The organism is Streptomyces sp. NPDC002536 (genome assembly GCF_053594995.1).
In genome coordinates this window covers 36,669-62,597 of sequence record NZ_JBSFWU010000034.1, presented here as the reverse complement: position 1 = coordinate 62,597, position 25,929 = coordinate 36,669, and the positions used below count along the sequence as shown (strand labels likewise).

The 25,929-nt window shown below is 71.0% G+C and carries 22 protein-coding genes; 7 read left to right on the top strand and 15 right to left on the bottom strand.

The genetic code is table 11. The features are described from left to right. Positions 1-96: 96 nt before the first annotated feature. Positions 97-1,083, bottom strand: a complete 987-nt coding sequence (locus ACWD4B_RS15455) for an amidohydrolase family protein (protein ID WP_451421201.1) — start codon at positions 1,081-1,083, stop codon at positions 97-99. Between the two features lie 217 nt (positions 1,084-1,300). On the opposite strand from ACWD4B_RS15455, the gene ACWD4B_RS15450 reads away from it, so the two are divergent. Beyond that, positions 1,301-2,473 (top strand): Lrp/AsnC family transcriptional regulator, encoded by a 1,173-nt coding sequence (locus ACWD4B_RS15450; protein ID WP_451421200.1) that lies wholly within the window; start codon positions 1,301-1,303, stop codon positions 2,471-2,473. 42 nt (positions 2,474-2,515) lie between these two features. Here the strand turns inward: ACWD4B_RS15450 and ACWD4B_RS15445 are convergent, their stop codons facing one another. Genes ACWD4B_RS15445 through ACWD4B_RS15430 form a run of 4 tightly spaced genes read right to left on the bottom strand, consistent with a single transcriptional unit; the run spans position 2,516 to position 6,159 of the window. Next, complete coding sequence (locus tag ACWD4B_RS15445) at positions 2,516-3,454, bottom strand: NAD-dependent epimerase/dehydratase family protein (protein ID WP_451421199.1); 939 nt, start codon at positions 3,452-3,454, stop codon at positions 2,516-2,518. 25 nt (positions 3,455-3,479) lie between these two features. After that, positions 3,480-4,124, bottom strand: coding sequence for a response regulator transcription factor (locus ACWD4B_RS15440; RefSeq protein WP_451421198.1), 645 nt, complete (start codon positions 4,122-4,124; stop codon positions 3,480-3,482). Next, positions 4,076-5,359, bottom strand: coding sequence for a histidine kinase (locus ACWD4B_RS15435; protein ID WP_451421205.1), 1,284 nt, complete (start codon positions 5,357-5,359; stop codon positions 4,076-4,078). The genes ACWD4B_RS15440 and ACWD4B_RS15435 overlap by 49 nt, the downstream gene beginning before the upstream one ends. A 17-nt stretch (positions 5,360-5,376) precedes the next feature. Beyond that, on the bottom strand, positions 5,377-6,159 hold the full coding sequence (locus ACWD4B_RS15430; protein WP_451421197.1) for a CPBP family intramembrane glutamic endopeptidase: 783 nt from the start codon (positions 6,157-6,159) through the stop codon (positions 5,377-5,379). A gap of 312 nt (positions 6,160-6,471) precedes the next feature. Between ACWD4B_RS15430 and ACWD4B_RS15425 the strand changes: the two genes are divergently transcribed. The 3 genes from ACWD4B_RS15425 to ACWD4B_RS15415 are packed head-to-tail and all read left to right on the top strand — an operon-like array spanning position 6,472 to position 10,891. Beyond that, the gene (locus ACWD4B_RS15425) at positions 6,472-7,980 is read left to right on the top strand and encodes a hypothetical protein (protein ID WP_451421196.1); all 1,509 of its coding nucleotides are present in this window, start codon (positions 6,472-6,474) and stop codon (positions 7,978-7,980) included. 56 nt (positions 7,981-8,036) lie between these two features. Further along, entirely contained in the window at positions 8,037-9,056 is a 1,020-nt protein-coding gene (locus ACWD4B_RS15420; protein ID WP_451421195.1) for an acyltransferase domain-containing protein, read from the top strand. Beyond that, on the top strand, positions 9,053-10,891 hold the full coding sequence (locus ACWD4B_RS15415; protein ID WP_451421194.1) for an acyl-CoA dehydrogenase family protein: 1,839 nt from the start codon (positions 9,053-9,055) through the stop codon (positions 10,889-10,891). The genes ACWD4B_RS15420 and ACWD4B_RS15415 overlap by 4 nt, the downstream gene beginning before the upstream one ends. A 22-nt stretch (positions 10,892-10,913) precedes the next feature. Here ACWD4B_RS15415 and ACWD4B_RS15410 read toward each other — a convergent pair whose 3' ends face one another. Then, positions 10,914-11,753, bottom strand: coding sequence for a chitosanase (locus tag ACWD4B_RS15410; RefSeq protein ID WP_451421204.1), 840 nt, complete (start codon positions 11,751-11,753; stop codon positions 10,914-10,916). 367 nt (positions 11,754-12,120) lie between these two features. Here ACWD4B_RS15410 and ACWD4B_RS15405 point away from each other — a divergent pair, with 367 nt between their 5' ends. From ACWD4B_RS15405 to ACWD4B_RS15395, 3 genes are all read left to right on the top strand, one after another. After that, positions 12,121-13,509, top strand: coding sequence for a M14 family zinc carboxypeptidase (locus tag ACWD4B_RS15405; RefSeq protein WP_451421193.1), 1,389 nt, complete (start codon positions 12,121-12,123; stop codon positions 13,507-13,509). Between the two features lie 117 nt (positions 13,510-13,626). Continuing rightward, entirely contained in the window at positions 13,627-15,285 is a 1,659-nt protein-coding gene (locus ACWD4B_RS15400; RefSeq protein WP_451421203.1) for an APC family permease, read from the top strand. Between the two features lie 210 nt (positions 15,286-15,495). Next, positions 15,496-16,125: a phosphotransferase gene (locus ACWD4B_RS15395; RefSeq protein ID WP_451421192.1), complete on the top strand. Its 630-nt coding sequence runs from the start codon at positions 15,496-15,498 to the stop codon at positions 16,123-16,125. A 35-nt stretch (positions 16,126-16,160) separates the two neighbouring features. Here ACWD4B_RS15395 and ACWD4B_RS15390 read toward each other — a convergent pair whose 3' ends face one another. The 9 genes from ACWD4B_RS15390 to ACWD4B_RS15350 form a co-directional block, all read right to left on the bottom strand. After that, positions 16,161-16,838: a hypothetical protein gene (locus ACWD4B_RS15390; protein ID WP_451421191.1), complete on the bottom strand. Its 678-nt coding sequence runs from the start codon at positions 16,836-16,838 to the stop codon at positions 16,161-16,163. A gap of 33 nt (positions 16,839-16,871) precedes the next feature. After that, positions 16,872-17,645, bottom strand: coding sequence for a hypothetical protein (locus ACWD4B_RS15385; RefSeq protein WP_451421190.1), 774 nt, complete (start codon positions 17,643-17,645; stop codon positions 16,872-16,874). 266 nt (positions 17,646-17,911) lie between these two features. Beyond that, positions 17,912-19,522: a glutaminase A gene (gene glsA / locus ACWD4B_RS15380; protein ID WP_451421189.1), complete on the bottom strand. Its 1,611-nt coding sequence runs from the start codon at positions 19,520-19,522 to the stop codon at positions 17,912-17,914. Positions 19,523-19,726: 204 nt separating this feature from the next. Continuing rightward, the gene (locus tag ACWD4B_RS15375) at positions 19,727-20,962 is read right to left on the bottom strand and encodes a beta-ketoacyl-[acyl-carrier-protein] synthase family protein (RefSeq protein WP_451421188.1); all 1,236 of its coding nucleotides are present in this window, start codon (positions 20,960-20,962) and stop codon (positions 19,727-19,729) included. Beyond that, the gene (locus tag ACWD4B_RS15370; protein ID WP_451421187.1) at positions 20,959-21,264 is read right to left on the bottom strand and encodes an acyl carrier protein; all 306 of its coding nucleotides are present in this window, start codon (positions 21,262-21,264) and stop codon (positions 20,959-20,961) included. The genes ACWD4B_RS15375 and ACWD4B_RS15370 overlap by 4 nt, the downstream gene beginning before the upstream one ends. A gap of 72 nt (positions 21,265-21,336) precedes the next feature. Continuing rightward, entirely contained in the window at positions 21,337-22,257 is a 921-nt protein-coding gene (locus ACWD4B_RS15365; RefSeq protein WP_451421186.1) for a lysophospholipid acyltransferase family protein, read from the bottom strand. Continuing rightward, the gene (locus ACWD4B_RS15360) at positions 22,254-23,027 is read right to left on the bottom strand and encodes a GNAT family N-acetyltransferase (RefSeq protein WP_451421185.1); all 774 of its coding nucleotides are present in this window, start codon (positions 23,025-23,027) and stop codon (positions 22,254-22,256) included. Before ACWD4B_RS15360 ends, ACWD4B_RS15365 begins: the two co-directional genes overlap by 4 nt. Positions 23,028-23,207: 180 nt before the next feature. Next, the gene (locus ACWD4B_RS15355) at positions 23,208-23,906 is read right to left on the bottom strand and encodes an alpha/beta fold hydrolase (RefSeq protein ID WP_451421184.1); all 699 of its coding nucleotides are present in this window, start codon (positions 23,904-23,906) and stop codon (positions 23,208-23,210) included. A 166-nt stretch (positions 23,907-24,072) separates the two neighbouring features. Beyond that, positions 24,073-25,719 (bottom strand): hypothetical protein, encoded by a 1,647-nt coding sequence (locus tag ACWD4B_RS15350; protein ID WP_451421183.1) that lies wholly within the window; start codon positions 25,717-25,719, stop codon positions 24,073-24,075. Between the last annotated feature and the right edge of the window lie 210 nt (positions 25,720-25,929).

Here is a 25,929-nt window from a genome sequence, read left to right as displayed (position 1 = left end):
TGCGTCGGCTGCAGGCCGTCGGTGGCTGATCGCGCCCACGCGGCGGAGCCGCATATGTCAACAGCCCCGCGCCCCTGACGGGGCGCGAACATCCAGTCAGGTGCCGATGCCGATTCCGTACAAGGCCGCCGCGTTGGCCGACGAGAACTTCTCTCGGTCCGCATCGGATGCGAAATGGCCGAGGAAGGTCGTGACGTCCTCGCGGGTCGGACGCTGGAAGGGGTAATCGGTGGAGAACAGCAAGCGGTCCACGGTCGTCACCGACAGGGCGTGGTGAAGAAGCGCCGGATTGAGCATGCCGGAGGCCGTGATGAAGAAGTTCGACCGTATGTAATCCGACACCGGCCGTTGCAAGCCGGCGATGCGGGAGAGGCTGTCGGCCCGGTCCAGCCAGAACAGCAGCATTTCGCCCCAGTGACCGAGCACGACCTGCAGTTCGGGGTGCCGGTCGAAGGTTCCCCGCAGGATCAGTCGCAGCGCGGCTGTCGCAGCGTCGAGATGCCACCCCCAGCCGAAGGTGGCCAGAGCGAGGTCCGTCATCGGGTCGAAGCCCCGGTAGGACGCGTCGCGAAGCGCGGAGGAGGGCAGTTGGGGATGGATGAACACCGGCTGGCCGAGCTGTGCTGCGGCGGCGAAGAAGTCGTCGTAGACCGGGTCGTCCAGGAAGAGGTCGCCTGACCGGCCGTAGACCATGGTGCCGACGTGACCCAGGCCGGCGGCCCGCGAGAGCTCGGCGGCGACCTCATGCGGCGCCGACATGGGCAGGGTCGAGAGCGCCCGGAGCCTCGACGGGTTGCTGATGACGGCTTCGGCGGCGACGTCGTTCGCGGCACGGCTGAGCCGCACGGCATCCTCAGGGGCGAGCGGGTGCGTGCCAGGCGGTGTCAGGGCGATGATCGATACGTCGATGCCTTGAGCGTCCATGGCGGCTGTCCGGCCTGCGCCGAGGTCTTCCAGAAGCCGCCGGTTGTCGCCCAACTCGTTCAAGGCGAGGCTTTCGTCGCGGCGGTCGGGCGGGACGGATTGGAGGGCGGACGTCAGGTCCGGCATGATCCAATGTTCTTCGACAGCGATGAGCGTCATGTCGTTTTCCCCTTTTCGCTTTTTCATTGCTGCTGGTTCACCCGGGCAGCGACAGCACGGTCGGCTTCCCGTCTCAACTCGCGTGTGTGAGCATGACGTCGTTGAATTCGTCGGTCGTGACCTCGCCGATGGGGATGTGTTCGTCCCGAGTGGTGATTCCCGCATTGACGAACAGGATGTCCAGCGCCCGGCCGTCCAGACGCCTGTGGGAGCAGACATGGACCAGAGCCCTTCGTCGGTTCGTCGCCGCCGGGAGACCGGGATTCGTACCGGGCAAGCCTCGGCCACGCGCGGTGCGCAACGTCCCGCAAACGGCACTCGCCGTAGCATTCATGCCATGTTGCGTCCCGAGATCGTTGATTCCGACATTCTGAGGCCGGACGATGTGCGAATCCTTCGCGCCCTTCAGATCGATCCACGGGTCGGGTTCGCGACCGTGGCGACGGTCCTCGGGCTGTCCGAGCCGACCGTCGCCCGCCGCTACCGCCACATGCGGCGTGCGGGGATGATCCGGGTGGTCGGGGTCGTCGATCCGGGAGCGCTCGGTCAGAGCCGGTGGATGGTGCGCCTGCGTTGCCGGCCCGGCAGCGCCACGGCCATCGGCGAGGCACTCGCGCAACGCGACGACGTCAGCTGGGTCGCCCTGAACGCTGCCGGTTCCGAGGTCACCTTCGCCGTGCGCTCGCGATCACAGGAACAACGCGACGACCTGCTCGGCCGCCGGCTTCCCCGCACCACCGCCGTGCTCGACCTGCAGGCGTCGGTGATACTCCGTCAGTTCATCGGCGGACGCGGGCACTACTGGGCCGCACTCGCCGGAACCCTGACCCCCGAGCAGGAGTCCGCCCTGGGGTCCGGCGACAACCCGTTCACCGAACGGCCGGTCGTACGGAATCCGCCGTCGCAACTCGGCGACCAGGACGAGAAGTTGCTCGCAGCCCTCGCCGCCGACGGACGGGCCAGTCTCGTCGACCTCGCGGCTGCGGCCGATCTCACGCCGGGCCGAGTGTCACGACGTCTGAACGCGCTGCTTGCCGGCGGGGTGGTCCACATCGACGTGGAGATCGCACCGATGGCCCTGGGATACCGAGCCCGGGCGAACCTGTGGCTGCGAGCCCACCCGGGCAGGATCAAGGCTGTCGGGCGGATGATGGCGCAGATGCCCGAGGTGGGATTCGCCGCCGCGGTATCCGGACCGTACAACCTCCATGCCGTCGTACAGTGCCGTGATCTCGACGGGCTGCTCGAGTTCGCCACCGACCGCATCGGGACCCTGCCCGGTGTCGAAGGCATGGAGATCAGCCCCGTCTTCCGCCAGATCAAGCAGGCCGGAACCCGGGTCGACGGTGACCGCCTCACCGACCCGCCGAGCGAGCACGGCCGCCTCTGACGCCCTCGGCCTGTGAACCCTCATGGCTCGTCGCCGAGTTGCCTACGCATCACTCCCACGCCCACGCCACCACGCCACCGTGGCCCCCACCTGCTCCTCGACCGGGGTGGCGCGTACCGCGAACGCGGACTCGTAGGCGGAGGAGTCCACCACGAACGGCCGGTCGAACTGGTAGCGGATCTCGCGCAGTTCACGGAGCATGGGTGAGAAGAGCGATGCCGCCCCCAGGACCGCCTGCGGCAGCCTCCGTACCGCCACCGGGCCCGTCCCCGCCTCGGCGGCCAGCCGCCCGGCCATCTCCCGTGCCGACAGCGCGGGAGCCGTCGGCACATGCCACGCCCGCCCCCAGGCCTGCTCGGCCCCGGCGGCCTCGACCAGGGCCGCGGCCACATCGGGAAGGTACGTCCAGCTGTGCGGCGCATCCGGGTCGCCGAGCACCGAGACGGGCTTGCCCCGCAGCAGGCGCGGTACGACCCGCGAGGCCAGATGGCCCCCGTCGGTGACGCCGGGCCCGAAGAAGTCCGAGGCGCGCACCTCGACCGCCCTGATGCGGCCGTCCTCGTGCAGCTTGTGCACCTGTTCCCACGCGGCCGCCCGCGCCCGCCCCTTGGGGCCGGTCGCCGCGAGCGGCAGGTCCTCGGTCATGGGACGGTCCACCGGACCGTAGCCGTAGAGGTTGCCCAGCACGACCAGGACGGCCCCGGTCGCCTCGGCCGCCGCGCCCATCGACGCGGCCAGTTGCGGCCATTCCGCCGCCCAGCGGTGGTAGGGCGGCGCAGCGCAGCCGTACATCGCGACCGCGCCCCGGGCGACTTCGGCCAGTCGCGCGGAGTCGGCGGCGTCCGCCGCGACGTGCTCGATGCCGGGCTCGGGACGACGGCCGGACCTGGTGACGACGCGCACGGAGTGCCCCTGCTCGGCCAGCAGCCGTGCGGTGGCCGCCCCGGCGGGCCCGTAACCGATAACCACTTGAAGACTCACGCCCGCACCTTAGCGTGGGCGTCCGTCACCGTTTGAGGTAGGCCAGGACGGCCAGGACACGGCGGTTGTCGTCGGCGGACGGGTCGATCCGCAGCTTGGCGAAGATGCTCGCGGTGTGCTTGGCGACCGCACTCTCGCTGATGTGCAGGGCGTTCATGATGGCGGCGTTCGACCGGCCCTCGGCCATCAGCTTCAGCACGTCGTGCTCGCGCGGGGTCAGTTGCCCGGTGTTCCCCCTGGCGTCGCTGCGGGCCAGGAGTTTGGCGATGACCTGGGGGTCCATGACCGTGCCACCGGCTGCGACGGTGCGTACGGCGTCGATGAACTGGGCGGTGTGCGTGACCCGGTCCTTGAGCAGGTAGCCGATGGCGCCCTCGCCTCCGGCCAGCAGTTCGTGGGCGTAGAGCTGGTCGACGTACTGGGAGAGGATCAGGACGGGCAGTCCGGGCCGGGTGCGGCGGGCCCGGAGGGCGGCCTGCAGGCCCTCGTCGGTGAAGGTCGGGGGGAGCCGGATGTCGACCACGGCGACGTCCAGGTCCTCCTCGCACAGTGCGCGCAGCAGGGACGGGCCGTTGTCCACGGCCGCGACCACCTCGCAGCCGTGCTCCTGCAGGGTCCGTGTCAGCCCGTCCCGGAGCAGGAAGAGGTCTTCGGCAAGGACGACGCGCACGGTATCTCCAGGGTCACGGTGGTCGGTCCGCCCTGCGGGCTGTGCAGGGCGAGGGTTCCGTCGAAGGTGCTCAACCGGCGCCGGATGCCGTGCAGTCCGCTTCCCCGGGAGGCGTCCGCACCGCCATGGCCGTCGTCGGCGACCGTGATGCGCAGTGCCGCGTCCGCGTGGTCCAGGCGAATGTGCACTTCACGGGCGCCGGAGTGCTTGGCCGCGTTGGCGAGGAGCTCGCCGACCGCGAAGTAGGCGGCGGATTCGACGGGTGCGGGGAGCCGTCCGGGCAGCCGGGCCTCGACGTGGACGTCGAGGAAGCTGTCGAGCGCCAGGGACCGGACGGCGTCGCCGAGACCACGGTCGGCGAGGACGGGAGGGTGGATGCCGTGGACCAGGTCCCGCAGGTCCTGGAGTGCCCGCTCCGAGGTCGCGCGCACCTCCAGCAGCAGCTCGCGGGCGGCCTGCGGATCCGTGTCCAGCAGCCGGGTCGCCTCGTCCAGGGTCATGCCCAGGGCGACGAGCCTGGCCTGTGCCCCGTCGTGCAAGTCCCTTTCGATGCGCCGCAGTTCGGCCGCCTGTACGTCGAGGGCGTCGGCGCGGGTGTCGGTGAGGTGCTCGATGCGGCGGACGAGCTCGGTGGTGCGCGGCGCGGACAGGACGCGCCGGCTCCAGCGGGCGTGCAGCCGCAGCACCGCGGGGGCGAGGCGCAGCCCTGCCGCGATGAACGCGAGTCCGAGGAGGAGGGCCGCGAACATGGTGGTGGTGGAGTGGACGGGGATGAAGGCGTACCAGTTGCCGTCGTCGAGGATCCGCCAGACGAAGGGCTGCACCAGCGCGCCGAACGCCCCGTACTCGATGAGCGCGAGCGGCACCGCGACGAGCACTCCGCCGATCCACGGTTCCAGCCAGGCCCATCGGAGGTCGTGCCAGAACCCCTCGTCGCCGAGGATGCCGTGCGCCTGCCGGCGCCGGCTCACGGAGCCTTCGCGGGCGAGCGGTTCGGGCGGGCTGATGTGCGTGCCCGTCCAGTGGACGGCCCAGGACCGGTACCGGTCGGAGAGCCGACGCAGGGCCGTCGCGGCGCGCGGCAGCAGGGGGAAGCCGGCTCCGAGGGGGAGCAGGAGCAGGACGCACACCACGAGCCCGCCGGTCGCGGACACCGCGAAGGCGGCCAGCGACAGCAGCTGGCACCGGCCGGCCGCAGCCCAGCCGCCGCGCAGGCGCCCGTCCCCCCGTGCCATGGCCACCTGTCGCTCCGTCACCCCCGGCGCGCCCCCTGCGTCGCCGGCAGGATCATATCCGCAGGTGAACGCAGCACCCAGGGCACCGCTGCCAGCAGGCACGCGCCGCCGAACAGCACCATGGGCAGCACCGCGCCGGACTCCTCGTCCATGAACAGGAGCATCCCCAGATTGACCAGGGTGTGGAATCCGCCTGCCAGCAGCAGCCGGTTCGCCCGCACGCGCTCCAGGCCGAGCCCGAGGACGACGGACATCGCCACAGTGGCCAGCAGGAAGCCGGCCGCGTATGCCGGGGCCTGCGCGAAGACCTGCACGTGCCACACGCCCCACACGACGCCCACCAGTGCCGATGCGGTGAGCGGGCCGAACCGGGTCCGCAGCAGCGGCTGGAGCAGGCACCGCCAGCCGATCTCCTCGCCGCACGCGCCGACCAGTTGCGCCACCACGATCAGCGCGAAGGGGTTCTGCAGCGTGCGGGGGTCGGTCATCCGGGCAGTGCCCTCCGCGCACGCGTACGCGCCCACGCTCAGCGCGATGATCAGCGGCGCCGTGAGCAGCAACAGCACCTCCCGTCCCACCGGGCCCCGCGTGCGGCGGCCGGGCAGGACCCCGGAGAGCCGGCGCCGCACCCGGGAGGGCCACAGCAGGCCCACCGCCACCACCCCTGCGGCGGGGCCGAACTGCGTGAGCTGGACGACCTCCGGCGGAATCCCCGTCGCAGGCTGTACCGCCCCGAACACCCCTGCCGCCACGAATGCGACGGCGAGGTACACCCCTGCCTCCGCCTTCCATTCCCGCATGCTGTCTGGCCTCCCGCTCACTCGGTCCGTATGCGTCGACGTCGACGATTCCGGTCCGCGAGGGCGCGGCCATTGCGGGTAGGTGCCCAAGAGGGGTGTATCCAGATGCACCCCCCTTGAGCACGGCCGGCCCCAGGGCCCTGCGACCGTGCCCGGTTGTGCACCGGCGCATTTCCCCGTGGGCCGTATTCCGGTTCGCGCAGGCATCGCCCGGGGAATTATCCGGACACCCCCGGCATCCGCGCGCCGCGGAATGGTGCGGAAATCACAATTTCCCGGCAACGGGCCGAACCGGCCCGGCAGGAGAACGGGATGTCCTTGCCGCACCGCCCCCACCGCCGATCCGGCCGCCGTCCCGGCCGCCGTCCCAACAGAAGGCTCCGTGCCCTGCTGGCGGAGGCCCGGTGGACGCAGGGCGCGCTCGCCCGCGCCGTCAACGCGGCCGCCGCCGAGGTCGGTCTGAGCCTGGGCTACGACCGCACCTCCGTGGCGCACTGGCTCAGCGGCACCCGGCCCAGGGCGCCGGTGCCGGAGTTGGTGGCGGAGGTGTTCACGCGGCGCCTGCAGCGCACCGTCTCCCCGGACTCCGCGGGGTTCGCCGCAGCATCGCCGCAGGGAGACCCCCGCTCCGACCGGCGGAGGAAACGTTCCCCCGAGGCCGGACTCGTGGCCCTCGCCGGAGCCGAGGCCGACCCCGTCCGCAGGATCGCGGCACAGCAGCAGCCCTATCGCGAGGTGCTGCTCCGCACGGCCCACCAGGACACACCGGCGCCCCGGAAGCCCTTCCCCCGGCACGGCGGCCACCCCGCCGACGCGGAGACCCGCATGCTGCAGTGCGCGGAGCGCTTCTACGCCGCGTCGCTCGACGCCCACGGCGGCCGCAGCGCACGCTCCTCCCTGGCGGCCTACCTCACCCAGGACGTCGCCCACTGGCTCCGCTCCGCACGCACGGAACACGCGCGCAGGACGGTCCTGGTGGAGGCCTCCCGGCTGACGTTCCTGCTGGCCAGGATGTACGAGGACACCGCGGCCCACGGGCTCGCGCAACAGTGCTTCGTCACCTCCCAGCAGCTCGCCGCCGAATCCGGTGACCGGCTGGCCTGGGCGGTCGGCCTGCGCGGCCTCAGCGCACAAGGACTGTCACTCGGGCACCACCAGGCCGCGCTGCACGCCGCCGAGGCCGCAGCGGAGGCGGGGCAGCGGGCGGGCGGCGGGCCGGGGGCGTATCTGCTCGCCCAACTCGCCGTGGCCCAGGCCGCCTGCGGCCTCCGGCACCAGGCCCTGCGCTCCCTCGGCCATGCGGAGCACTGCATGGAATCGGCCGCGGAACCGGCCGCGGAACCGGGCCACGAGCACGGGCCGTTCACCACCTACACGCCTGCCGCACTGGACTTCCAGCGCGCGAGAGCCCTGAGATTCCTGGGGGATTCCTCCGCCGCGTGCGAGGCACTGACCCGGTCACTGGCCGTACGTCCTGCAACGGACCGCCGGGGACTGGCGCTCAGTCACGCGCAGCGGGCGGAAATCCTGCTCCGCAGCGGGCATGTCGAGGAGGCCTGCCTCTCGTGGCACTCTTTTCTGGAGCATTACCGGTACTTGCGCTCCGGTGCGGCCGACACTTCCGCCGTCCGGCTGCGCCGTCTGCTGGCCCCATATCGCCGGACCCCGGCCGCCGCACAGGTTCTCGCGCGGGCCGCGGCGGAACAGGGCGGACGGTACCGGCGCTTATCGCCGGGCAGGCGGCGGCCGGGCGGAAACTTTCACTCCGTTCAACACTCCCGGTGCCGCCTGCACAACTCCCGGCGCGCCCGGCATTGTTGAATTGAACAAGGAAATGCCTTTCCGGGCTCCGCGGGCCGGTGAAAGGAGCCTGTGCCGTGAGCATTGTCCACCTCTTCCCCGGGCAGGGGGATTTCGCGCTCGGTCCCCTGCTGCGGGCCGCCCGGATGCACCGGCCCGTGCACGACGCCCTCGCCGGGGTGCTCCGGCAGACCGACGGCGTCGCCGCCGAGTTCGGCATCAGGCCGCTGGGTCCCTGGCTGCTGGGGACGTCGCCGCCCAGCGGCCGCGAGCTGGCCACGGCCGCGCCGGGGGCCCCGCAACTGGCCCTGTTCTGCTCCTCGCTGACCGTCAGCCGGGCCCTCGGTGCCGTCGGGCTGACGCCCGAGCGGGCCCTGGGGGTGGGCTTCGGCGAGATCGCCGCCCTCACGGCGGCCGGCGTGTTCGACGTCGCCGGAGGCGCCCGAATCGCCTGTCTGCTCGCCCGCTCCCTGGCCCGGTGCGACGGGAGCATGCTCCTGTTGCGGACGGGAGAGGAGCAGGCGCACGTCCTCATCTGCGCCGCGCGCACCCGCGGGCTGGCCCTGGCCTGTGTGAACGACCCCGGCGAGACGGTGGTCGGCGGCGCCTCGGCCGCCGTGGCGGCCCTGGAGCGCGTCGCCCGGCGCCGCGGTGTGTCCGCCGCCCGGCTGCAACTGCCTTTCCTCTGCCACCACCCCTCGCTCACCGACGAGGCGCACTGTTTCGCCGCGTCGATCCGCCGCATTCCCGCCGCGCCCGCGCGCTTCCCCGTGCACTCCGCCGTCCTCGGCCGCGCGTACGGCAAGGGGGACGACATCCACCGCGGGCTCGCCGACTGCCTCGTCCACCCCGCGCGGGTCCCCGAGGTGCTGCGCCAGGTGTGGACGGCTCCGGTCACGCTGCTGCTGGAGGCCGGCACCGGGCAGGCCCTCACCCGCAGCGTCCGCAGCTCGCTTCCCGCGGCCGCAGCCACGGCCCACGCCCCGCTGGCGGACCCCGGCTTCCCCTGGCGGCACCCCGAGCACCTGCCCATCCAGGGCGCCCCTGCTGCCACTTGTGCCCCTTGCCCACCTCCTGCCCCGGAGGCCTCGCGATGATCCCCCGCACCGGGGCCGAGGCCGAACTCACCCGCATCGTCGGCGGGCCGCACCCGGTCGAGCTGTACGAGCGGCTCACGGCCGCGCTCACGGCCGGCGCCGTACCGGAGGCGGCTCACGCCGGCCACGGCCGGCGGACCCACCACGCCCTGCGCCGGCTGGCCAAGGCCCTGCCGCCGGCCCGGGACCTGCTCGGCGACCCGTATCTGCTCGCCCTCATGAGCACCAGCACGGCCGCCGCCGACCCGCCCCTGTACCTGGCCGCCCTCTCGCACTACGTGCTCTGCCTGGGATCCGTGCTCTCCCTGGCGGGCGACCCGGCGGAACTCCGGTCACAGCTGGACGCCCTGGAGAGCGGCTACGCCAAGGGCGTCTTCCTGGTGACGGAGACGGGGGACGCGGGAAGCCACCTGGCGCTGCGCACCACGGCCCGTTTCGACGCCGAGCAGCGGGAGTTCGTCCTCACCACCCCCGACGCGGGAGCGGCGAAGTTCGCCGGCGTCGGTGCTCTCGGGGAGCCGCAGACCGCCGTGGTGTGCGCACGCCTGCAGACCGCGCACCAGGACTGCGGGGTGTTCTCCTTCCTGGTCAACCTCTGCGACGAACAAGGGCTGCTGCCCGGCGTGCGGATCTCCGCGCCCCTGGACCTGGGCGCCCTGCCGCTGGATTTCGCCCTCGTCCGGTTCGACGGCGTACGCCTGCCCTACCGGAACTGGCTGCGCGACACCGCCCGCATCGACGACCGCGGCACCTTCCACGATCCCCTCCCCGGTCCGGACGCACGGTTGCACCGCACGCTGAGCGTGGGGCAGGCGCTGTGGGCGACCCTGCCCTCGGCCCTGGCCGCGATGGCCCGGCAGTGCGCGGTCCTGACGCTGCGTCACTCCACCCACCGCCGCAGCCACGGGCGGCTCGCGCCGGGCTCCCCCGCCCTGGCCTACCGGATCCAACAGCACGCCGTGCTGGGGGCGTTGGCCGAGTCCTTCGCCCTGACGTGCATGGGCAACGCTGCCCTGGACGCCTGGCAGCGGTCTCCCGGCGCGGCCCGCTCCGCCGGGACGGCCTTCTCCCCCTGGACGGCGGTCGACCCGGTCCTCTCGGTGTACAAGGCCCACGCGGCGAGCACCACCGCCCGCCTGGCCGCCGAGTGCCAGCACCGCTGCGGCCTCGCCGGATACCTGGACCTCAACCGGCTCGCCGCGTACCAGGGCTTCGCCCACGCCTTCGACAGCGCGGGCGGCGACAACCGGCTGATCCTCCTGGACACCGGACGCTCCCTGGTCGACCGGCCGAGGCTCGACGACGGGGGAACGGCCCCGCCCTCGCGCATCCCGCCACGCAGCCTCACCTGGTGGCCCACCGCCGCCCGGGCCCACGAGGCGCGCCTGACCGCGGGACTGCGCAGGGCCCTGCGCCGGGGCGAGGAACACGGGCTGCGCGGCCTGGAGTTGTGGAACCCCCTGCTGACCACGGCGTACGAGCTCGGCGCGGCGCACGCGAGCCGCCTGGCCGCGGAGCGGGTGGCCCGCACGGTCAGCGAGGTCCGCGACCCCGAACTCGCCGCCGCCCTGCGCCCGTTGGCGGCGCTGTACGGGGTCGCGGAGGCACGCCGCCTGTCCGGCGGCCTGCTCTCCACCCAGGTCCTCGGCCCCGGTACCGTGCGCGCCCTGCCGCGCGCGATGGACGAGCTCTGCGACCTGCTCCTGCCCCGGCTGCGCCTGCTGGAGGGGGTCATGGGCTCCCCCGGCACCGGGCGGCCGGTCCCGCTCGGCGCGGCCGACTACGCCCGCGCCCTCGCCGACTCCCTCGCCTGGAGCACCGGAGGGCGGGTGTGAACGACACGCACCGCACCACAGTTCAGGTGCGGTGGGCGGGGCGGGGCCAGCTGGTGATCTCGTACGCGTCGCCGTACGTCCGCCACTTCAGCGGCGGTCTGAGGTCGAAGTTGCCCTCGTCGAGGAAGACCCGCTGCTCGGTGTCGACGCGCGTGGTGTTGCCGTGCACCGTCTCGTCCTTGATCGCGACCTTGCGGGCGTCGAGGAAGGCGTTGAGATACGCCCGTTCGTCGCCGCCGCGGGCCGGGAGCCGCGCCTTCTTCATCGCGTTCGCGCGGATGGCGCCGAAGCTGTCCTTGTCGTGGCCGTTGCCGTGCATGACGATGGCGTCGAAGTAGACGAACTGGCCCAGCGCGCGCAGCCCGTCCGCCTTGGCGCGCCGCACCGCGGGGTCGAAGTAGACCTCGTCGCGCTCCTCCTCCTGTGCGGCCTGGAAGGCCCGGTCCCGCGCGGCGGTGCGCCAGGCCTGCTCGAAGGGGGCGTCGAGGCCGGCGTGCGAGGCGGTGCCGTTGACCCGGCGCAGGGCGGGCAGGTAGGGCGCGAGCGGGTTGTGCGGGCTGCGGCGGGTGTAGCGGAGCACGACGTCGAGCATGTCGCCGGTGCCGGAGCAGAAGCCGATGATCCCGCCGGTGTATCCCTGACCGTCGCCGATGTCCTGGAGATATCCGTACTGGCTGCGCCAGTCGAGGGTGGAGTTCTCGGCGCTGGCCACCAGCTCCATGGCGACCTCCTTGGCGCGCGGGCTGTCGAGGCCTGTGCCGTGCGGGTGAAGGGCGGGGGCCGCGCTGCCGGTTGCGGTGAGGGCCGCGGAGGCGAGGAGGGCGAGGGCCGACGCGGCGGCGAGTGTGATCCGCAGGTGCATGCCGACCATCGGTAACCGGTGCGGGAGGGAGGGACAAGCACCGGGGGTTCAGGGCGTGTCCCGCTCGCGCCCCTGACGGGGCGCCGCAGGCGCACCGGCAGCACGTCGGGTCCCGCACACCCCCTTCTATTCTTGGCGCGAGCATGCCATCCTCCGAGCGTCGGCCTGACGGCAACAGCCCCCCGCGGAGCGCCGCACCGCACCTCCGGCGTCTCCCGCAGTCAGCGCCGTCGGACGAAGGACCGGCTGCCCGGACCGCCGCAGGGCCCTGCGGTACGGCCACGGCGGCCGGCAGTGGCGCGCGCCCGGTCGCCGCTCTCCGGCCCGGCCCGCGCGCGGTACCGCTACCCCCCACGGAAGGCCATCCATGTCCCGCACACGCTTGGCGGCGCTGGCCGCCGGAGCGACGGCCCTGGCCGCCGCGGCCATGTTCCCGCAGGCCTCATCGGCAGTGGCCGACACCACGGCCGCTCCCCCGCCCTCCCCCGACACCGCAGTCGTCTACCGGATCCCGGCCCACCACCGGCAGGACGCGCAGAAGCTGATCCGGGCCGGCTACGACCTCCTCGAACGCCGCCAGGGCGACGACCTGTTCGTCCTGGGCGACCGGAGCTCGGCCGCCGGGCTGCGCCGGCTCGGCTTCGCGCCGACGGTCGAGTCGACGATGCCGAGATCCAGGCCCTCGGCACACGCCCGACCCGACGCGGACGGCACCTACTACGGCGGCTACCACACCGTCGACGCCCACTACGCGCACCTGGACCAGGTCGCCGCCGCGCACCCCGACATGGCGACGACCATCACCTACGGGCAGTCCTGGCTCAAGCAGGCCGGGTCCGGCGGCCACGACCTCAAGGCGATCTGCATCACCAGGATCAAGCCGGGCGACTGCCAGTTGAACCCCGGCGCGGCCAAGCCCCGCTTCTTCCTCATGAGCCAGATCCACGCCCGCGAGATCACCACCGGCGAGATGTCCTGGCGCTGGATCGACACGCTGACGAACGACTACGGCAAGGACCCGGACATCACCCGGCTCATGGACTCCACCGAGATGTGGGTGGTCCCCATCGCCAACCCGGACGGCGTCGACATCGTCGCCCAGGGCGGCGACAACCCGGTCCTGCAGCGCAAGAACGCCGACAACGCCAACGGCGTCTCCTGCGGCTGGACCGGGCAGACCGGCGTCGACCTCAACCGCAACGCCGGCACCCACTGGGGCGGCCTCGGCACCTCCACCCAGCCGTGCAGCGAGGTCTACCTCGGGCCCGCCGCGGACTCGGAGGCGGAGAACACCGGGCTGGAGAGCCTCTTCCGGCAGTTGTACCCGGCCGTGCGCACCGGCACGGGCGACGGCGACCCCGCGCCCGCCGACGCCAAGGGCATGATGATCAGCCTGCACAGCGACGCGAGCATGGTCCTCTTCCCGTGGGAGGCGGATCACACGATCCACAGCGGCAACGACGCCGCACTGCGCGCGCTCGCCGGGCGCATGGGGTCGATCACCGGTTACCAGTCCGGGCAGGCCGGGGAGATCCTCTACGACGCCTCCGGCGGCACCGACGACTGGACGTACGACAAGCTCGGCCTGGCCAGCTTCACCATCGAGATAGGTGACAGCGACGGACGCGGGTGCAGCGGCTTCACGCCCGCCTTCTCCTGCCAGGACAGCTATTTCTGGCCCAAGATCAAGCCCGCTCTGGTGTACGCCGCCCAGCACGCGGCCGCCCCGTACCAGGGGGCCGACACCGCCCGGTGAGCCCGAGCCGGCTCCGGGGCCCGGGCCGGGCTCCCGGGGCCGGTTGGCAAAGACTGGCTAAAAGTAAATACAGTAGGCGTTCGATTCGTGTACCCCACGCCAGAACGGATGCCCACTGTGGACATGAGCGCGGCCAATCGCAAGGGCCTCAGTCTCTTCGCCCTGATCATGATCGGCCTCGGCTCCATCTTCGGCTCCGGCTGGCTCTTCGGGGCCGGGCAGGCCGCCCAGGTGGCCGGGCCCGCCGCGCTCGTCGCCTGGGTGATCGGCGCCGTCTTCATCGGCATGATCGCCATGTCGTACGCCGAGGTCGGTGCCGCCTACCCGCTGCCGGGGGCCATGGCCCGCTTCGGCTCCCTCTCGCACGGCCCCGTGCTCGGCTTCGTCACCGGCTGGGCGGTGTGGATCGCGACCGCCTCCCTGATCCCCATCGAGGCCATCGCCGGCACCCAGTACATGTCGTCCTGGAGCTTCGGCTGGGCCCGGAGCCTGGTCGCCGACGGCCGGCTCTCCGCCACCGGCATGGCGACGGCCCTGGTCCTCACCTTCGCCCTGTGGCTGGCCTGCTACTGGTCCGTGGCCCTGCTGGCCCGCGCCAACAACCTGCTCACCCTGGTCAAGTTCGCCATCCCGGTCCTCGCCGTCGCCGCGCTCATCGCCTCCGGCTTCCACACCGGCAACTTCACCGACCACGGCGGCTTCGCCCCCAACGGCTGGTCCGCCGTGATGACCGCCGTCACCACCTCGGGCGTCGTCTTCGCCTTCAACGGCTTCCAGGCCGTCGTCAACCTCGGTGGCGCCGCCAAGAACCCCGGCCGCGCCATCCCGCTCGCCCTCGTCGGCGCGCTCTCCCTCGGCCTGGTCATCTACCTCGCCCTGCAGGTCGCCTTCCTCGGCGCCGTCCCGCCGGAGAAGCTCGCCGAGGCCGGCGGCTGGAGCGGCATCAACTTCGCCTCGCCCTTCGCCGACCTCGCCAAGCTGCTGATGCTGCACTGGGTCGTCACCATGCTCCAGTTCGGCGCGTTCATCTCCCCCAACGGCGCCAACATCGGCAACGTCGCCTCGGCCGCCTACCTGGCCCAGAACCTCGCCGAGACCGGCTTCTTCCCCAAGAAGATCGCCGAGGTACACCCCCGCTACGGCGTCGCCCGCCCCGCGATGTGGCTCAACCTGGCCTTCTCCGTGCTGCTGCTCCTCACCATCGGGCACAGCTGGGAGGCGCTCGCCAGCGTGGTCTCCGCGGCCATGGTCGTCTCCTACCTGATGGGCCCGATCGCGGTCGGCGTCTTCCGCAAGACCAAGCCGAACCTGCCCCGCCCCTTCCGCCTGCCCGCAGCCTCGGTGCTGTGCCCGCTCACCTTCGCCTTCGCCGCCTGCGCCCTGTACTGGTCGAAGTGGCCCAACACCGGCAAGGTCGCCCTCCTCACCCTGATCTCCGTGCCCATCGCCGCACTCGTCCTGCGCCGCCGCGGGGAGACGGACCTGCGCCGCCAGTTCGCACCGGCCTGGTGGATGGCCGCCTTCCTGCTGTGGATGGCAGGACTCTCGGCCCTCGGCGGCAAGGAGTTCGGCGGCCACGGTGTGATCACGGGCGGGGCCGACATCGCCCTTGTCGCCCTGTCGGCCTTCGGCTTCTACTTCTGGGCCGTCCGCGCCGGCGTCCGCGCCCACGAGGCGGGGCTGCCGGACGCCGACCCGGTCCTCGAAACCGCCCGGGAGACGACGCCCGAGGCCGAAGCCGGGGACGAGCCGTCGAAGGTGGCCGTGGGGGCCTGAGCCCTTCCGGCCGGGACCGGTCGGAGGACGCCCTGATGATCGGTTGCGGGCGATCCGGATCGCCCGCACCGGGGACCGGGGCCCGGAGCACCGTGCCAGTGGGCGGTCCATGGACAAGCCTCGGCGTCGCCGACGCCGACAGCCACCTGCTTGCCCTGCGGGCCGCTGAGGGAACGGTGGTCGCCGAGTGGGCAAGCACCCACAGGGTCCATGACGCTCCTGCCAGGAGCGCCCCTTCGCGGTTGCTCGGTGACCACTGATCAGCTCGTGGCTATGGCCGGTGCTCTTACACGCATGTACGAGTCCGTCCCTCGCGGACTGGTGGCACAACTGCCGTACCGCGTCTGGAACGAGCACCAAGCCGTTCGCGGAATTCATACGTGGTACGAGCAGCTGCACCGGACTGCCCCACCCCGGATCGTCGAGCGGGCAGTTGCTGAAGGAATGCGGTGGCTCGAGCTGACACCGTCGGCCTCAGCAGCGGAACCTGATGTTCCAGTGGTGTTCGGCCAGGCGGACGGCAACCTGGCCAACTTTCTGTGGGACGGCGCAAGCGTCAGAATCGTCGACTTCGAAGCCTCGGGCCGTAGCGACCGTTCGTACGAACTGGCCGACGTGGTGGAGCATGTGTCCGTCTGGGCTGACAGCGACTTCAATACTGCGAGCTTCGTTGGGCTCTTTGACCTGACGAGGTCCGAAAGGCTGAGGCTTGGCCGGTGCCGCCGTCTCATTTCCCTGATGTGGCTATTGGTCTACGCCCTAAGGGATCCGGAACAGGCCTACAACCCGTCCGGGACAGCCGAGCGCCAGGCGGATCGCCTGCTGACCCTGCTCGGCTGACACCAGCCCCATGGGCCGGCGGTGTCGGTGAAAGGTCAGCCCAGGCCGAGGTCGTTCTTCCAGGAGCGGCTGGTGAAAGTGGTCCTGGTTCCGAAGGGGTCGTCCCAAGTGGTGCCGTGACGGACGGCGGCCAGCCAGGCACGGTTGCTGATGCTGTCGCGCATCCGGATCGACCCGGTGTTCTCGTTCTCGGAGATCCAGGCGTCGCCCTTACCCGCAATGTCGAAGCGGAGCGCGAAGCGGATCTGCTCGGGGTAGATGTTCCACTCGTTGACCTTACGCATGGTGTTGTCGGACCCGGAGTGGGCGATGTAGTAGTCCGAGCCCTTGCGCTGGACCGGCTTGCTCCAGGAGCCGCTGGTGCCGATCCGGTACTGGAACTCGGCTCCGTCGAGGGTGTAGTTGTCGATGTCCCCGGCGGCGGTGACGAACCGGCATTGGAGGATCTCGGACTTGGAGACCGACGTCTTGGGGGAGAAGTCCTTGTTGTCCCACAGGCCGACCGGGTAGTAGGTGTCCCCGGTCCCCTTGCACCAGTACAGCAGGAACGGCATGTTCGCGGCCAGCCGCTGCTTCTTGTTGTCCTTGTTCTTGTAGTGGACGAAATCGTTGGTGGCGAGGAGACCGGACTCGTTGTCCTTGGCCGCGCGCTGCGCGGCCTCCTCCTCGGGTGTGGCCTGGTCCTTGGGCAGGGTGTTGCCGTCGGTGGTCATGGTCTTTGCCTCTCGGAGCGGGATCAGCGGTGGTCAGTGGTCGATCTCGTGCCGTTCGGCCCGCTCGCGCAGGTCGTCGGTGAGCAGGCCGGCGGGAAAGGCCAAGCCGACGTCGAGGTGGCGGACCCCGGAGCCGGCCTGCCCGGCGAGGGCCTGGAGCTGTTCGGCAAGGGCGTCGGTCATGGGGACGGACTGGAGGGTGTAGATGTCCTTGAGGTTGCCCTCGATGCCGGGGGCCTCGACGACGCCACTGAACTTGCCGATGGTCCTGCTGCCCTTGTTGGCGCGCATGTAGATGAAGTCGCCGTCCAGGACGCGGGCCACGGGGGAGACCTCGATCCAGGCGATCCAGCCGGGGCGGATGGTGACGGTCATCGACTGGGAGAAGGTCGTGGACTCGCTCCAGGTGGCGCTGAAGGAGTAGGTGGTGGACGCCTTGATCATGTCGAAGAAGCTCGCCTCGACCGAGTACTCGATGCCGAAGCTGTACTCGGAGCCGATCGTCCTCGATCCGCCGACGGTCATCGACGCTTCGTCCGGGGTGTTGTTGAAGACCGGGTCGCCGACGTAGGCGGGAATGCCCCGGTAGTAGCTCATCACCTTCCAGTTCCCAACGATCCCGTAGCCGTCCGTGTTGTCCCCGACCGGGTCCTTCCAATGTGCGGCGGGGACCTCGCTGGACTTGATGGTCGGTATCTTCTCCGGGAAGTCGTAGTAGCTGCCGAACCCGAGCCGGTGCATCTTCTCGCCCAGAGCCCGCTTGTCCGGGTCACGGCTCAACAGCAGTTCACGATCGTCGGTGGCCACAGCACTCCTCACAACGAGACGGAAATGAGCACAGACACCGGACAGCACCGGCCCCGTGCCCCCGTCATCCTCAAGCACCCGACGACTACGAAGACGGGAAAAGACGAAACTCCGTCCCTCGAACGCGATAACGGCCTGAACGTGGCCAAGTGGCGGGTTCCGCGCGGCGCGTATCCCGACCGCCCTCCTGGCCAGGGCCTGTCCGACGGGTCAGCACAGGCCCTGACCCCGGCACGTGCGGCCACGGCCCGCCTGATCCCTGCACGTCACCCGGCGGGAGCCTCCTCAACGGCGTTGGCCAGAAGTTCTGCGAGCTCCCGGTGTCCGGAACGGTTCGCGTCGTCCAGCGGCGTATGACCCCACCGGTCGACCGGCCGGGGGTCGACCCCTTTGCACAGCAGAAAGGCCGCGACGTCCATGTGGCCTTCGGCCGCGGCCAGATGGAGTGCAGTGCGTCCGTCGTAGTCGGCGGCGTCGAGGGGGACGTGGCAGGCGGCCAGGCGGCGTATCTCGTCGAGGTCGCCCTGGCTGGCGGCGAAGCACAGGCCCACGATGCCCTCGATCCGGCTCTGGTTGCGCCGCAGGCGCGGATCACGTTTGCCGGTCCCGGGCCCCGAGCCGGTGAGCAGGTCGTAGGTGTGCACGTTGTAGCAGTCGACCAGACGCCGGCAGACCTCGATACCCCGCACCGAATTCCCCTGGGCGTCCAGCCGCGGCGACCAGACGGCGATGCCCATCAGCTGGGGGACGACCAGCATCAGCGCGCCGGAGACGCCGCTCTTGGCCGGCAGCCCGATGGTGAAGGCGAACTCCCCGGAGAAGTCGTACATGCCGCACGAGGACATCAGCGACAGGCAGTGGCGCACCGTCCCGGCGGAGAAGACGCGGTCCCCGGTCAGTGGGCACACCCCGGCATTGGCCAGGGAGGCCGCCGCGATGGCCAGGTGCCGGGCGGTGACCTCGATCGAGCAGCACTGGAAGTAGAAGTCCAGGGTGTCCAGGAGATCGGTGCCGGGCGGGAACGCCCCGCGTTCGCGCATCGAATACCCCAGGGCGAAGTTGCGGTCCGCGGTGGTGCGTTCGGACAGGTAGACGGAGTTGTTGAAGCCGACGGCCCGCCCGCCGGCGAGCCGCCGCCACGCGTCGGCCACGAAGTCGAAGCGGTCCGCGGCGTCCAGGCCCTGCTGGATGAGCGCACAGCTCATGATCGCCCCGGCGTTTATCATCGGGTTGTGCGGCAGCCCGGCCTTGTTGAAGGTCAGCTCGTTGAACCCCTGGCCGCTGGGCTCGCGTCCCACATGGCGGTGGACGGTGTCGGGCCCGTGCTCCTCAAGAGTGAGGCAGTAGTTGACGGTCTTGGACACCGACTGCAGGCAGAAGCGCACTCCCGCGTCGCCGATGGAGAACCGCTGCCCGTCCACCGTGCACACCGAGATCGCGAACCGGTCCGCCGCCACCCGCGCCAGCTGCGGAATGTAGTCGGCCACGGCACCGCGCCCATCGGCCCGGACCTCCCGGTGGATCCGCCGCACATCGGCCACCAGCGCGGGAAAGTCCGGTACGGCCAGCTCTCCCCGGGCGGCCCGCTCGATGATGCCGCTGTTGCGCTGGGTTCCGGCGGTGAACTCCTCGACGGTCACCGACGCCCCGGCCGGACGGGCCCGCTTCAGGTAGGCGATGGTCTCGGCGATCCGGGGGTCGTCCGCCAGAACGCCCGCCCGTCGCAGCACCTCGAGCACCTGATCGGGGACGAACCGGCCGGACGGCTCCCGCTCGAAGAACTCGACGACACCGGTGTGCGCCCCGGCCCTCCGACGGGCCGGCGCCCCGGAAGGGTCGCAGGCCGCGGGATGCTTCCCCGCCTTCGCAGCAGCCATTGCAAACCCCTCGCCCCAAGTGCCTCTGCCGCACCGGCAATTCCCGCTTATGAGCGACGAGAACCGGCCACGCCGCGATGTGTGTACGCGCGACCGGTGGTGCGGTGGCGGACCCGGGCGGGCGCGACCTGCCGCGCGCCGTGCACGGTGGGGCGCCCCAAGAGGGTCAAGAGGGGCAAGAGGGTGGTTCACGCCCCGCCGGCGTCATGCTGCGCGGAAGGCCAGTACCGCGTTCTGGCCTCCGAAGCCGAAGGAATTGCTGACCACGGCACCCACCGCTGTGCGCCGGGGGGCTGCGGTGACCACGTCGAGGTGAATGTCGGGGTCGAGGACGTCGAGATTGGGGGTGGGCGGGATGATCTGATGCCGGAGGATCAGCGCCGCGCACACCGCCTGGATGCCGCCGGAGCCGCCGGCCGCGTGTCCCAAGGCCCCCTTCAACGCGGTGACCGGAGGCGGCTCCTGGCCGAAGACCGATCTCAACGCACGGTATTCGGCGAGGTCGTTGATCCTGGTCGAGGTGCCGTGCGCGTTGACGTGGCCGATGTCGGCCGGAGAGAGACCGGCATCGGCCAGGGCGCTGCGCAACGCCTGCGCAGCGCCGCGGCCGCCGGGGTGGGGTGCCGTCATGTGGTGGGCATCGCACGAGGCGCCGTACCCGGCGAGGTACGCGTACGGGGCGACGCCCCGGGCGCGGGCGTGTGCCGCCCGCTCGAGCACGAGCACCCCGGCGCCCTCACCGAGGACGAAACCGTCACGCCCGGCGTCGAAGGGCCGTGACGCGACGCCCGGATCGGACCGGCGGGTGGACAGCGCCCTCATCTGGTGGAAGCACACGGCGGCGGTGCGCGTGCGAATCGACTCGCTGCCGCCGACGAGCGCGATGTCGCAGGCGCCGGACCGCACGAGGTGGCAGCCCAGGCCCACTGCCGTGGCGCCGGAGGCGCAGGCGGTCGAGACGGACAGGTTCGGGCCGCGGGCACCGAGGTCGATGCCGACCTCCCCGGCGGACATGTTGGGCATGCTGCGCATCAGTGCCATCGGAGACACCTTCTCCGGTGTGCCGGCGGCCATCAACGTGTAGACCTGCTCGTGATGTTCGGTGCTGGCGGATGCCGTACCGATGACGACGGCGACGCGGGAGGAGTCCCATCGGGAGGTGTCCAGCCGCGCGTCGGCCACGGCCTCGCGGGCTGCGCTCACCGCCATGGCCGTGTAGCGGTCGAGCCGGGCGGCGAGGCGTGATCCCAGGCGTGCGGACACGTCGAAGGGGGCTGGGCAGGAGAAGTCGACGGCCAGTCCGGCGAGCAGCGGATCGGGCACTGCGCGCGGGACTCCGGAGAGGAGACCGGCCCAGGTCTCCTGCGCCGTCGGGCCGGCCGGAGTCACCGCTCCGAGTCCGGTGACGGCCACGTCCGTGGCGTCCGCGGTCCGCCTCACCGGCTGCCCCCGGCCTCCTCCTGCGCGGCGGCGGACTGGGCGGAGCCGGTGCGCGATGCGGCGCCGAGGATCCGTGCCGCTTCGCCGAGGGACGTACTCATGGTGAAGTCCTCCAACGTGACGGCGCCGGGCGCGTGTTCCGCAAGGACCAGTGAGACCTCCAGCATCGAGACGGAGTCGAGCCCGAGTTCGGCGAAAGTGCGGCCGGGGCCGAGCTCCTGGGGTGCGCAGCCGATCCTCTCCACGAGGGCCTGGGTGAGAAGTGCATAGACGCGGTCGTAACCGTCAGGGCTGTCGGTCATGGACGAGATTCCTCGGGCGGTCGAGGTCCAGGAGGACCGAGGGAGACTGAACAGGCCCACCATCGACGGGCCTCACGGCTCGCCGGTGGCCACGAGAGCGGCCGCTCGGCAGGGGCTTCCCGGCTTCCGGAGCCGGGGCACCTCCGGTGCGGCGCGGTCCACCGCCTGCTCGGCGGCCCGGGCCAGGGACCGCCGGTCGGACTCCGGGCAGGCCGACAGGGCATCGAGCCGCTCGACCTCGACGACCAGGCCGCGCTGGGCGATGAGCAGCATGACCGATTCCGCCACGGACATGGGGCCGACCAGGGCGGCCGCCGTGGTGGCACGGCCGGCCGACCGGTACCGCAGCACCACGGGCAGGACGGGCACGCCCGCGTCCAGGGCGGCCTGGAAGAACGCCGGCCGGTACGGCCCGCCGGCCGAGCCGCACCACGTCGTCGCCTCGGGACAGACGAACACCCGGTCGCCGGCGCGCAGCGCCCGGGTGACCCCGGCGACGGCCGCGGGCAGCGCCGACAGCCGTTCGCGGTCGACGTACAGCGTGCGGCCGAGCGCGGCGGCCCGTCCGACGAACGGCCATCGCCGTACGTCCGCCTTGCTCAGCGGCCGGGCGGGGTCGTAGCCGACGAGAACGAGGTCGTCGAGCAGCGAGGTGTGGTTGATCACCAGCAGGCCGGGCGCCGTGTCCCGGGGCCCGGCCTCGGACGGCGTGAAGCGCACCCGCACGCCCATGGCCCGGACGACCAGCCGGACCCACCAGCGGAAGGCCCGCAACCGCAGTCGGCGGCCTGCTGCGGAGGACAGTGCAGGCACGACGATCAATGAGCAGGCCAGCAGTACCGCTGTCAGCCGCAGGAGTCGCCGCAGCGGCCCCACCCGGTTCTGTTCCGCCGGCCCGGGCAGGCAGGATCGGCTGCACGGCGACGTGGGCCGCCATGGATCGGCGGCATCGGTCACATCGGTTGCGCCGGCTGCGCCGGCTGCCGCGGTCATGACGCCACTGCCTGCAGCGGGGACAGGCGGCTCTTCGGCACCCGGTCCACTGCCAACAGCGTGAACAGATCCGCGGTACGGAAGCTGCTGTCCAGCGCCGGTGGTCCGCAGACCCAGGCGCCCAGCATGAGGTAGCCGCGCAGCAGCGACGGCACCGCAGCAGGCGGGCACGGTCCGGGGGCCGGCGGGACCCAGGGAGTCCGGGGCCGCACCCGGTACGCGGCCGGCGCGTAATGCCGGGCGCGGACGGTCTGCCAGGCAGCGGAAGCCCGGGCCTCGCCGTCGGCCAGGGACACCGAGGCGCACCCGCCGAGCCATCGGAGCCCACGGTCCGTCATGTAGCGCAGGACACCCGCCCACAGACACAGCACCACCAGGCCGTTGCGATGCTCCTGGCGCACACACGCCCGCCCGGCCTCGACCAGTCCTCCGCACAGTGAGGTGACGGCACCGAGCTCGAACTCCTCCTCGGAAAGCAGCTGTTGGGATCTGCCCGGGGGCAACAGCCGGTAGACCCCCACCACTTCCGATGTCGCTTCGTCGCGTACCAGAAGGTGATCGCAGGCACCGTCGAACGCGTCCGCGTCGAGCCCGTCGACAGCAGAGGGCAGGCGAGCTCCCTGCTCCACCGCGAACACCTGGTACCGCAACCGCTGGGCACTGAGCACGTCGCCCTCGTCCCGGGCCAGGACGGCCTGGTAGGCGCCGCCGGATGCCGCAAGGACGCCGGGCGGACGGGCAACACGGGCCAGAACACGGGAAACCGCCACGGCGACCCACCCCCCAACGCGACGCGCATGACAGACCGAACCCCGGGCTTTCTGCCCAACGCCGTGCAGGCCATGCGACGAGAGCCGTCCTCCACTCCAAGGAGTGGACTTCACTGCCGACGATGACGATTGCTGCGGGGCAGCCGGTGCCGGTGGACCCGGCCCTGCGCAGCCGACGGGTCAGACCGGCTCGGGCGAGGCTCCGGCCGGCAGCATCCTGCCGATGGCGGCAGCCACGTCGGCGGGACGCGAGACCATGGAGAAGTGGCTGGCGGCCAGTTCCGTGACCACGGCATTCGTCCGTTCGGCGAACCACTGCTGCAGCCCGGGATCGAGCATCCGGTCGTCCGTGGAGAGGACATAGGCACAGGGCAGGTCGTGCCACGCACCGCGCCCCGACGGGCTGGAGAAGCAGGCACCGTGAGTGGGCCTGTGCACCGCTGCCAGGACTCGGGTCGTCGTCACCGGAACATCGGCTGCGAGCACGTCTCTGAACAGGTCGGTGTCGAGGGTCGACCAGCCGTCCTCGCCGAACCGGATCGCATCGCGGCCCGGGGCCTCTGCACCGCGGTCGGTCAGCGTCCGGAGCGTCTCGGACGCGTCGGGGGCGTAGGCCGCGACGTACACCAGCGCGGCGACCTTGGGGTTCTGGTGTGCGGCCCCGGATATCACCATGCCGCCGTAGGAGTGGCCGACCAGCGTCACCGGCTCGTCGAACGCCGCGATCTGCCGCCGCGTCCAGGCGATGTCCTCTTCCAGCGAGGTCAACGGCAGCTGAACGGCCACCACATGGTGCCCCTCGTCCTGGAGGGCGGCGATCACCGCCTGCCAGATCGACCCGTCACCCCACGCTCCGTGCACCAGAACGATGTTGGACATTGCCGCCCCCTCAATCTCTCCGCTCACAACCGGCGCTGTGATCACCAGAAGCACAGTCTTATCGAAAGCCCCGGGGGAACCAAGGGGCATGAGCAGCCCGGTTCGGGAGACCGGGACGGGCCCACTGCCGAGCAGCGAGCCCGAATGCACGGTCTACCCGGCTTCCTTACTCGTTCCGGTGGGCGATGGGGTCCTTGACGGTCTTGTAGGCAGGGCTCTCACCCGGGCACAGGAGCTGGATGTCGATGGGCAGAGGCTTGTCGGGGTCGATGGTGTGCTGGGGATCCGTGTTCTGGATTTCGACTGTGCCGTCGGATCCGTCCTTCGTGATCGTGGCCCACTTGAAGCTGCCGGCCCAGTCCGGGTCCACCGTGACGCCTTTTTCCACGCCGAAACCGAGGGTCCACTTGTAGGTGCGGTCCTTCTTGGCGTTGATGGTCAGTTCGAAGGAGTAGATGTACTGCGGCTTGTCCCAGACCTTCTTCCAGTCGCGCAGGAACTTCTGGGACACCGTGAGGTTCGGGTCGGTCACCGTGAAGTGGACGACGGCACCCTTGGATGCCTGGCCGCCCTTGTGGGCCACTGCCTGGACCTCGTGCATGCCCAGAGCCCATTCCTGGGCAGGGGTGTACACCCAGTCATGACCGGCGAGTTGGGCGGGGCCGAGGTCCTTTCCGGAATCGGTAAGAGTGACCTTGTCGGCGTCGACGACAGTACCCTTGACCTGCTGGCGCGGGCCGACCTTCTCACGGTCCTTCGGCTCGGTGATGACCGGGGCCTGCACCGGCTCGGGGACCACGTCGAACCGCACGCCGACCGGGATCGACTCGTCCCCGCCCTTACGGGCGACCACCTCGATCTCGTGCTTCCCCGGCGACCAGTCCTTACCGAGGTCGAACGTCCAGTTCTTGCCGGTGAGCACGGCGGGGCCGAGAACCTTCCCGGACTCGTACACCACCACCGTGTCGGCATCGGGCACAGTGCCCTTGATCAACTGCCGCGGATACACGGTTGCGCCTTCCTTCGGCTCCGTCACAACCGGCGGCTTCACCGGTGAGAAGGCATTTCGGATACGGAAGAGCTCCCCCTTGTCCTCGTTGGTGACGAAGGCGTCCTTGCCCCATGCCGCCATTCCGTGCGTATGACCGAGTCCGGAGACGACCTCCTCCTTGTGCCCATTCTTCAGATCGACCCGCCAGAGGATGCCTGTGTCGGCGTCCGGGGCGAAGAGCGAGCCGGCTCCGTCGAGGGCCAGGTCGAACAAGGTCGTGAAACCGGTCGCGAGGTCGGAAGTCGTACCGTCCGCCAGTTTGACCCGCATGATGGTGTGGTAGTCCCGCACCACGTACGCGTACTCCGCGTCGATCGCCACGCTGTGGTATTTGCCGGGCGGGACAGGGTACTTGCGAACGAGCCCGCCCTCGAGATCGAGCTTGTAGAGCGTGTTGCTCCGCCATGTCAGGACGTACAGGGTGTCCTTCTGCGGGTTCATGGCCACACCGAGCGGTTCCGACATCTCCGACGGGCCGAAGGCGACCTTGCTGCCGCTGTCGAGCGCGACCTTGTACAGCCTGCCCGTGCCCTCTGTGTCGTCCGGGGTACAGGCACTGCCGTGGCCGTCCAGGACGATGGTGTGGATGTCACCCATCTTCTGGGCGACGGTCGTTAATCCCCCGGTTTTGAGATCGACCTTGACGAGAGAATCGCGTGCACACACGTAGGCGACGTTCGCGGTGCCGTCGACGGCAAGCCCGTAGGGACGGTCGAGGCGATCCGTCACCATCTCCTTGTACGGCTCGGCGTTGTTCTTCACGGATTTCTCCACTCTGGCGCCTCACAGCGACGTGCGAGGCCCCGGCAATTGCTCGGACAATGAGCCGACGGTCCGCGAACTCCCGCATTCCGCCCGCACTTCCCATCATGCCGATCTGCGAGAACCGACCGAACAGCGCTGCACGGCGACAACCGTGAAACAGCCATGAACAAACGATGACAGGCACAGCCGCGCTCCCCCTGTCGGACA

Coding starts and splice junctions, on each gene's coding strand:
- glsA (WP_451421189.1), bottom strand. CDS start 19,522: ATGGCTGCTGCGAAGGCGGGGAAGCATCCCGCGGCCTGCGACCCTTCC.
- ACWD4B_RS15370 (WP_451421187.1), bottom strand. CDS start 21,264: ATGACCGACAGCCCTGACGGTTACGACCGCGTCTATGCACTTCTCACC.
- ACWD4B_RS15450 (WP_451421200.1), top strand. CDS start 1,301: ATGGACCAGAGCCCTTCGTCGGTTCGTCGCCGCCGGGAGACCGGGATT.
- ACWD4B_RS15430 (WP_451421197.1), bottom strand. CDS start 6,159: ATGCGGGAATGGAAGGCGGAGGCAGGGGTGTACCTCGCCGTCGCATTC.
- ACWD4B_RS15435 (WP_451421205.1), bottom strand. CDS start 5,359: ATGGCACGGGGGGACGGGCGCCTGCGCGGCGGCTGGGCTGCGGCCGGC.
- ACWD4B_RS15355 (WP_451421184.1), bottom strand. CDS start 23,906: ATGTCCAACATCGTTCTGGTGCACGGAGCGTGGGGTGACGGGTCGATC.
- ACWD4B_RS15395 (WP_451421192.1), top strand. CDS start 15,496: ATGACGCTCCTGCCAGGAGCGCCCCTTCGCGGTTGCTCGGTGACCACT.
- ACWD4B_RS15455 (WP_451421201.1), bottom strand. CDS start 1,083: ATGACGCTCATCGCTGTCGAAGAACATTGGATCATGCCGGACCTGACG.
- ACWD4B_RS15390 (WP_451421191.1), bottom strand. CDS start 16,838: ATGACCACCGACGGCAACACCCTGCCCAAGGACCAGGCCACACCCGAG.
- ACWD4B_RS15410 (WP_451421204.1), bottom strand. CDS start 11,753: ATGCACCTGCGGATCACACTCGCCGCCGCGTCGGCCCTCGCCCTCCTC.
- ACWD4B_RS15365 (WP_451421186.1), bottom strand. CDS start 22,257: ATGACCGCGGCAGCCGGCGCAGCCGGCGCAACCGATGTGACCGATGCC.
- ACWD4B_RS15425 (WP_451421196.1), top strand. CDS start 6,472: ATGTCCTTGCCGCACCGCCCCCACCGCCGATCCGGCCGCCGTCCCGGC.
- ACWD4B_RS15415 (WP_451421194.1), top strand. CDS start 9,053: ATGATCCCCCGCACCGGGGCCGAGGCCGAACTCACCCGCATCGTCGGC.
- ACWD4B_RS15405 (WP_451421193.1), top strand. CDS start 12,121: ATGTCCCGCACACGCTTGGCGGCGCTGGCCGCCGGAGCGACGGCCCTG.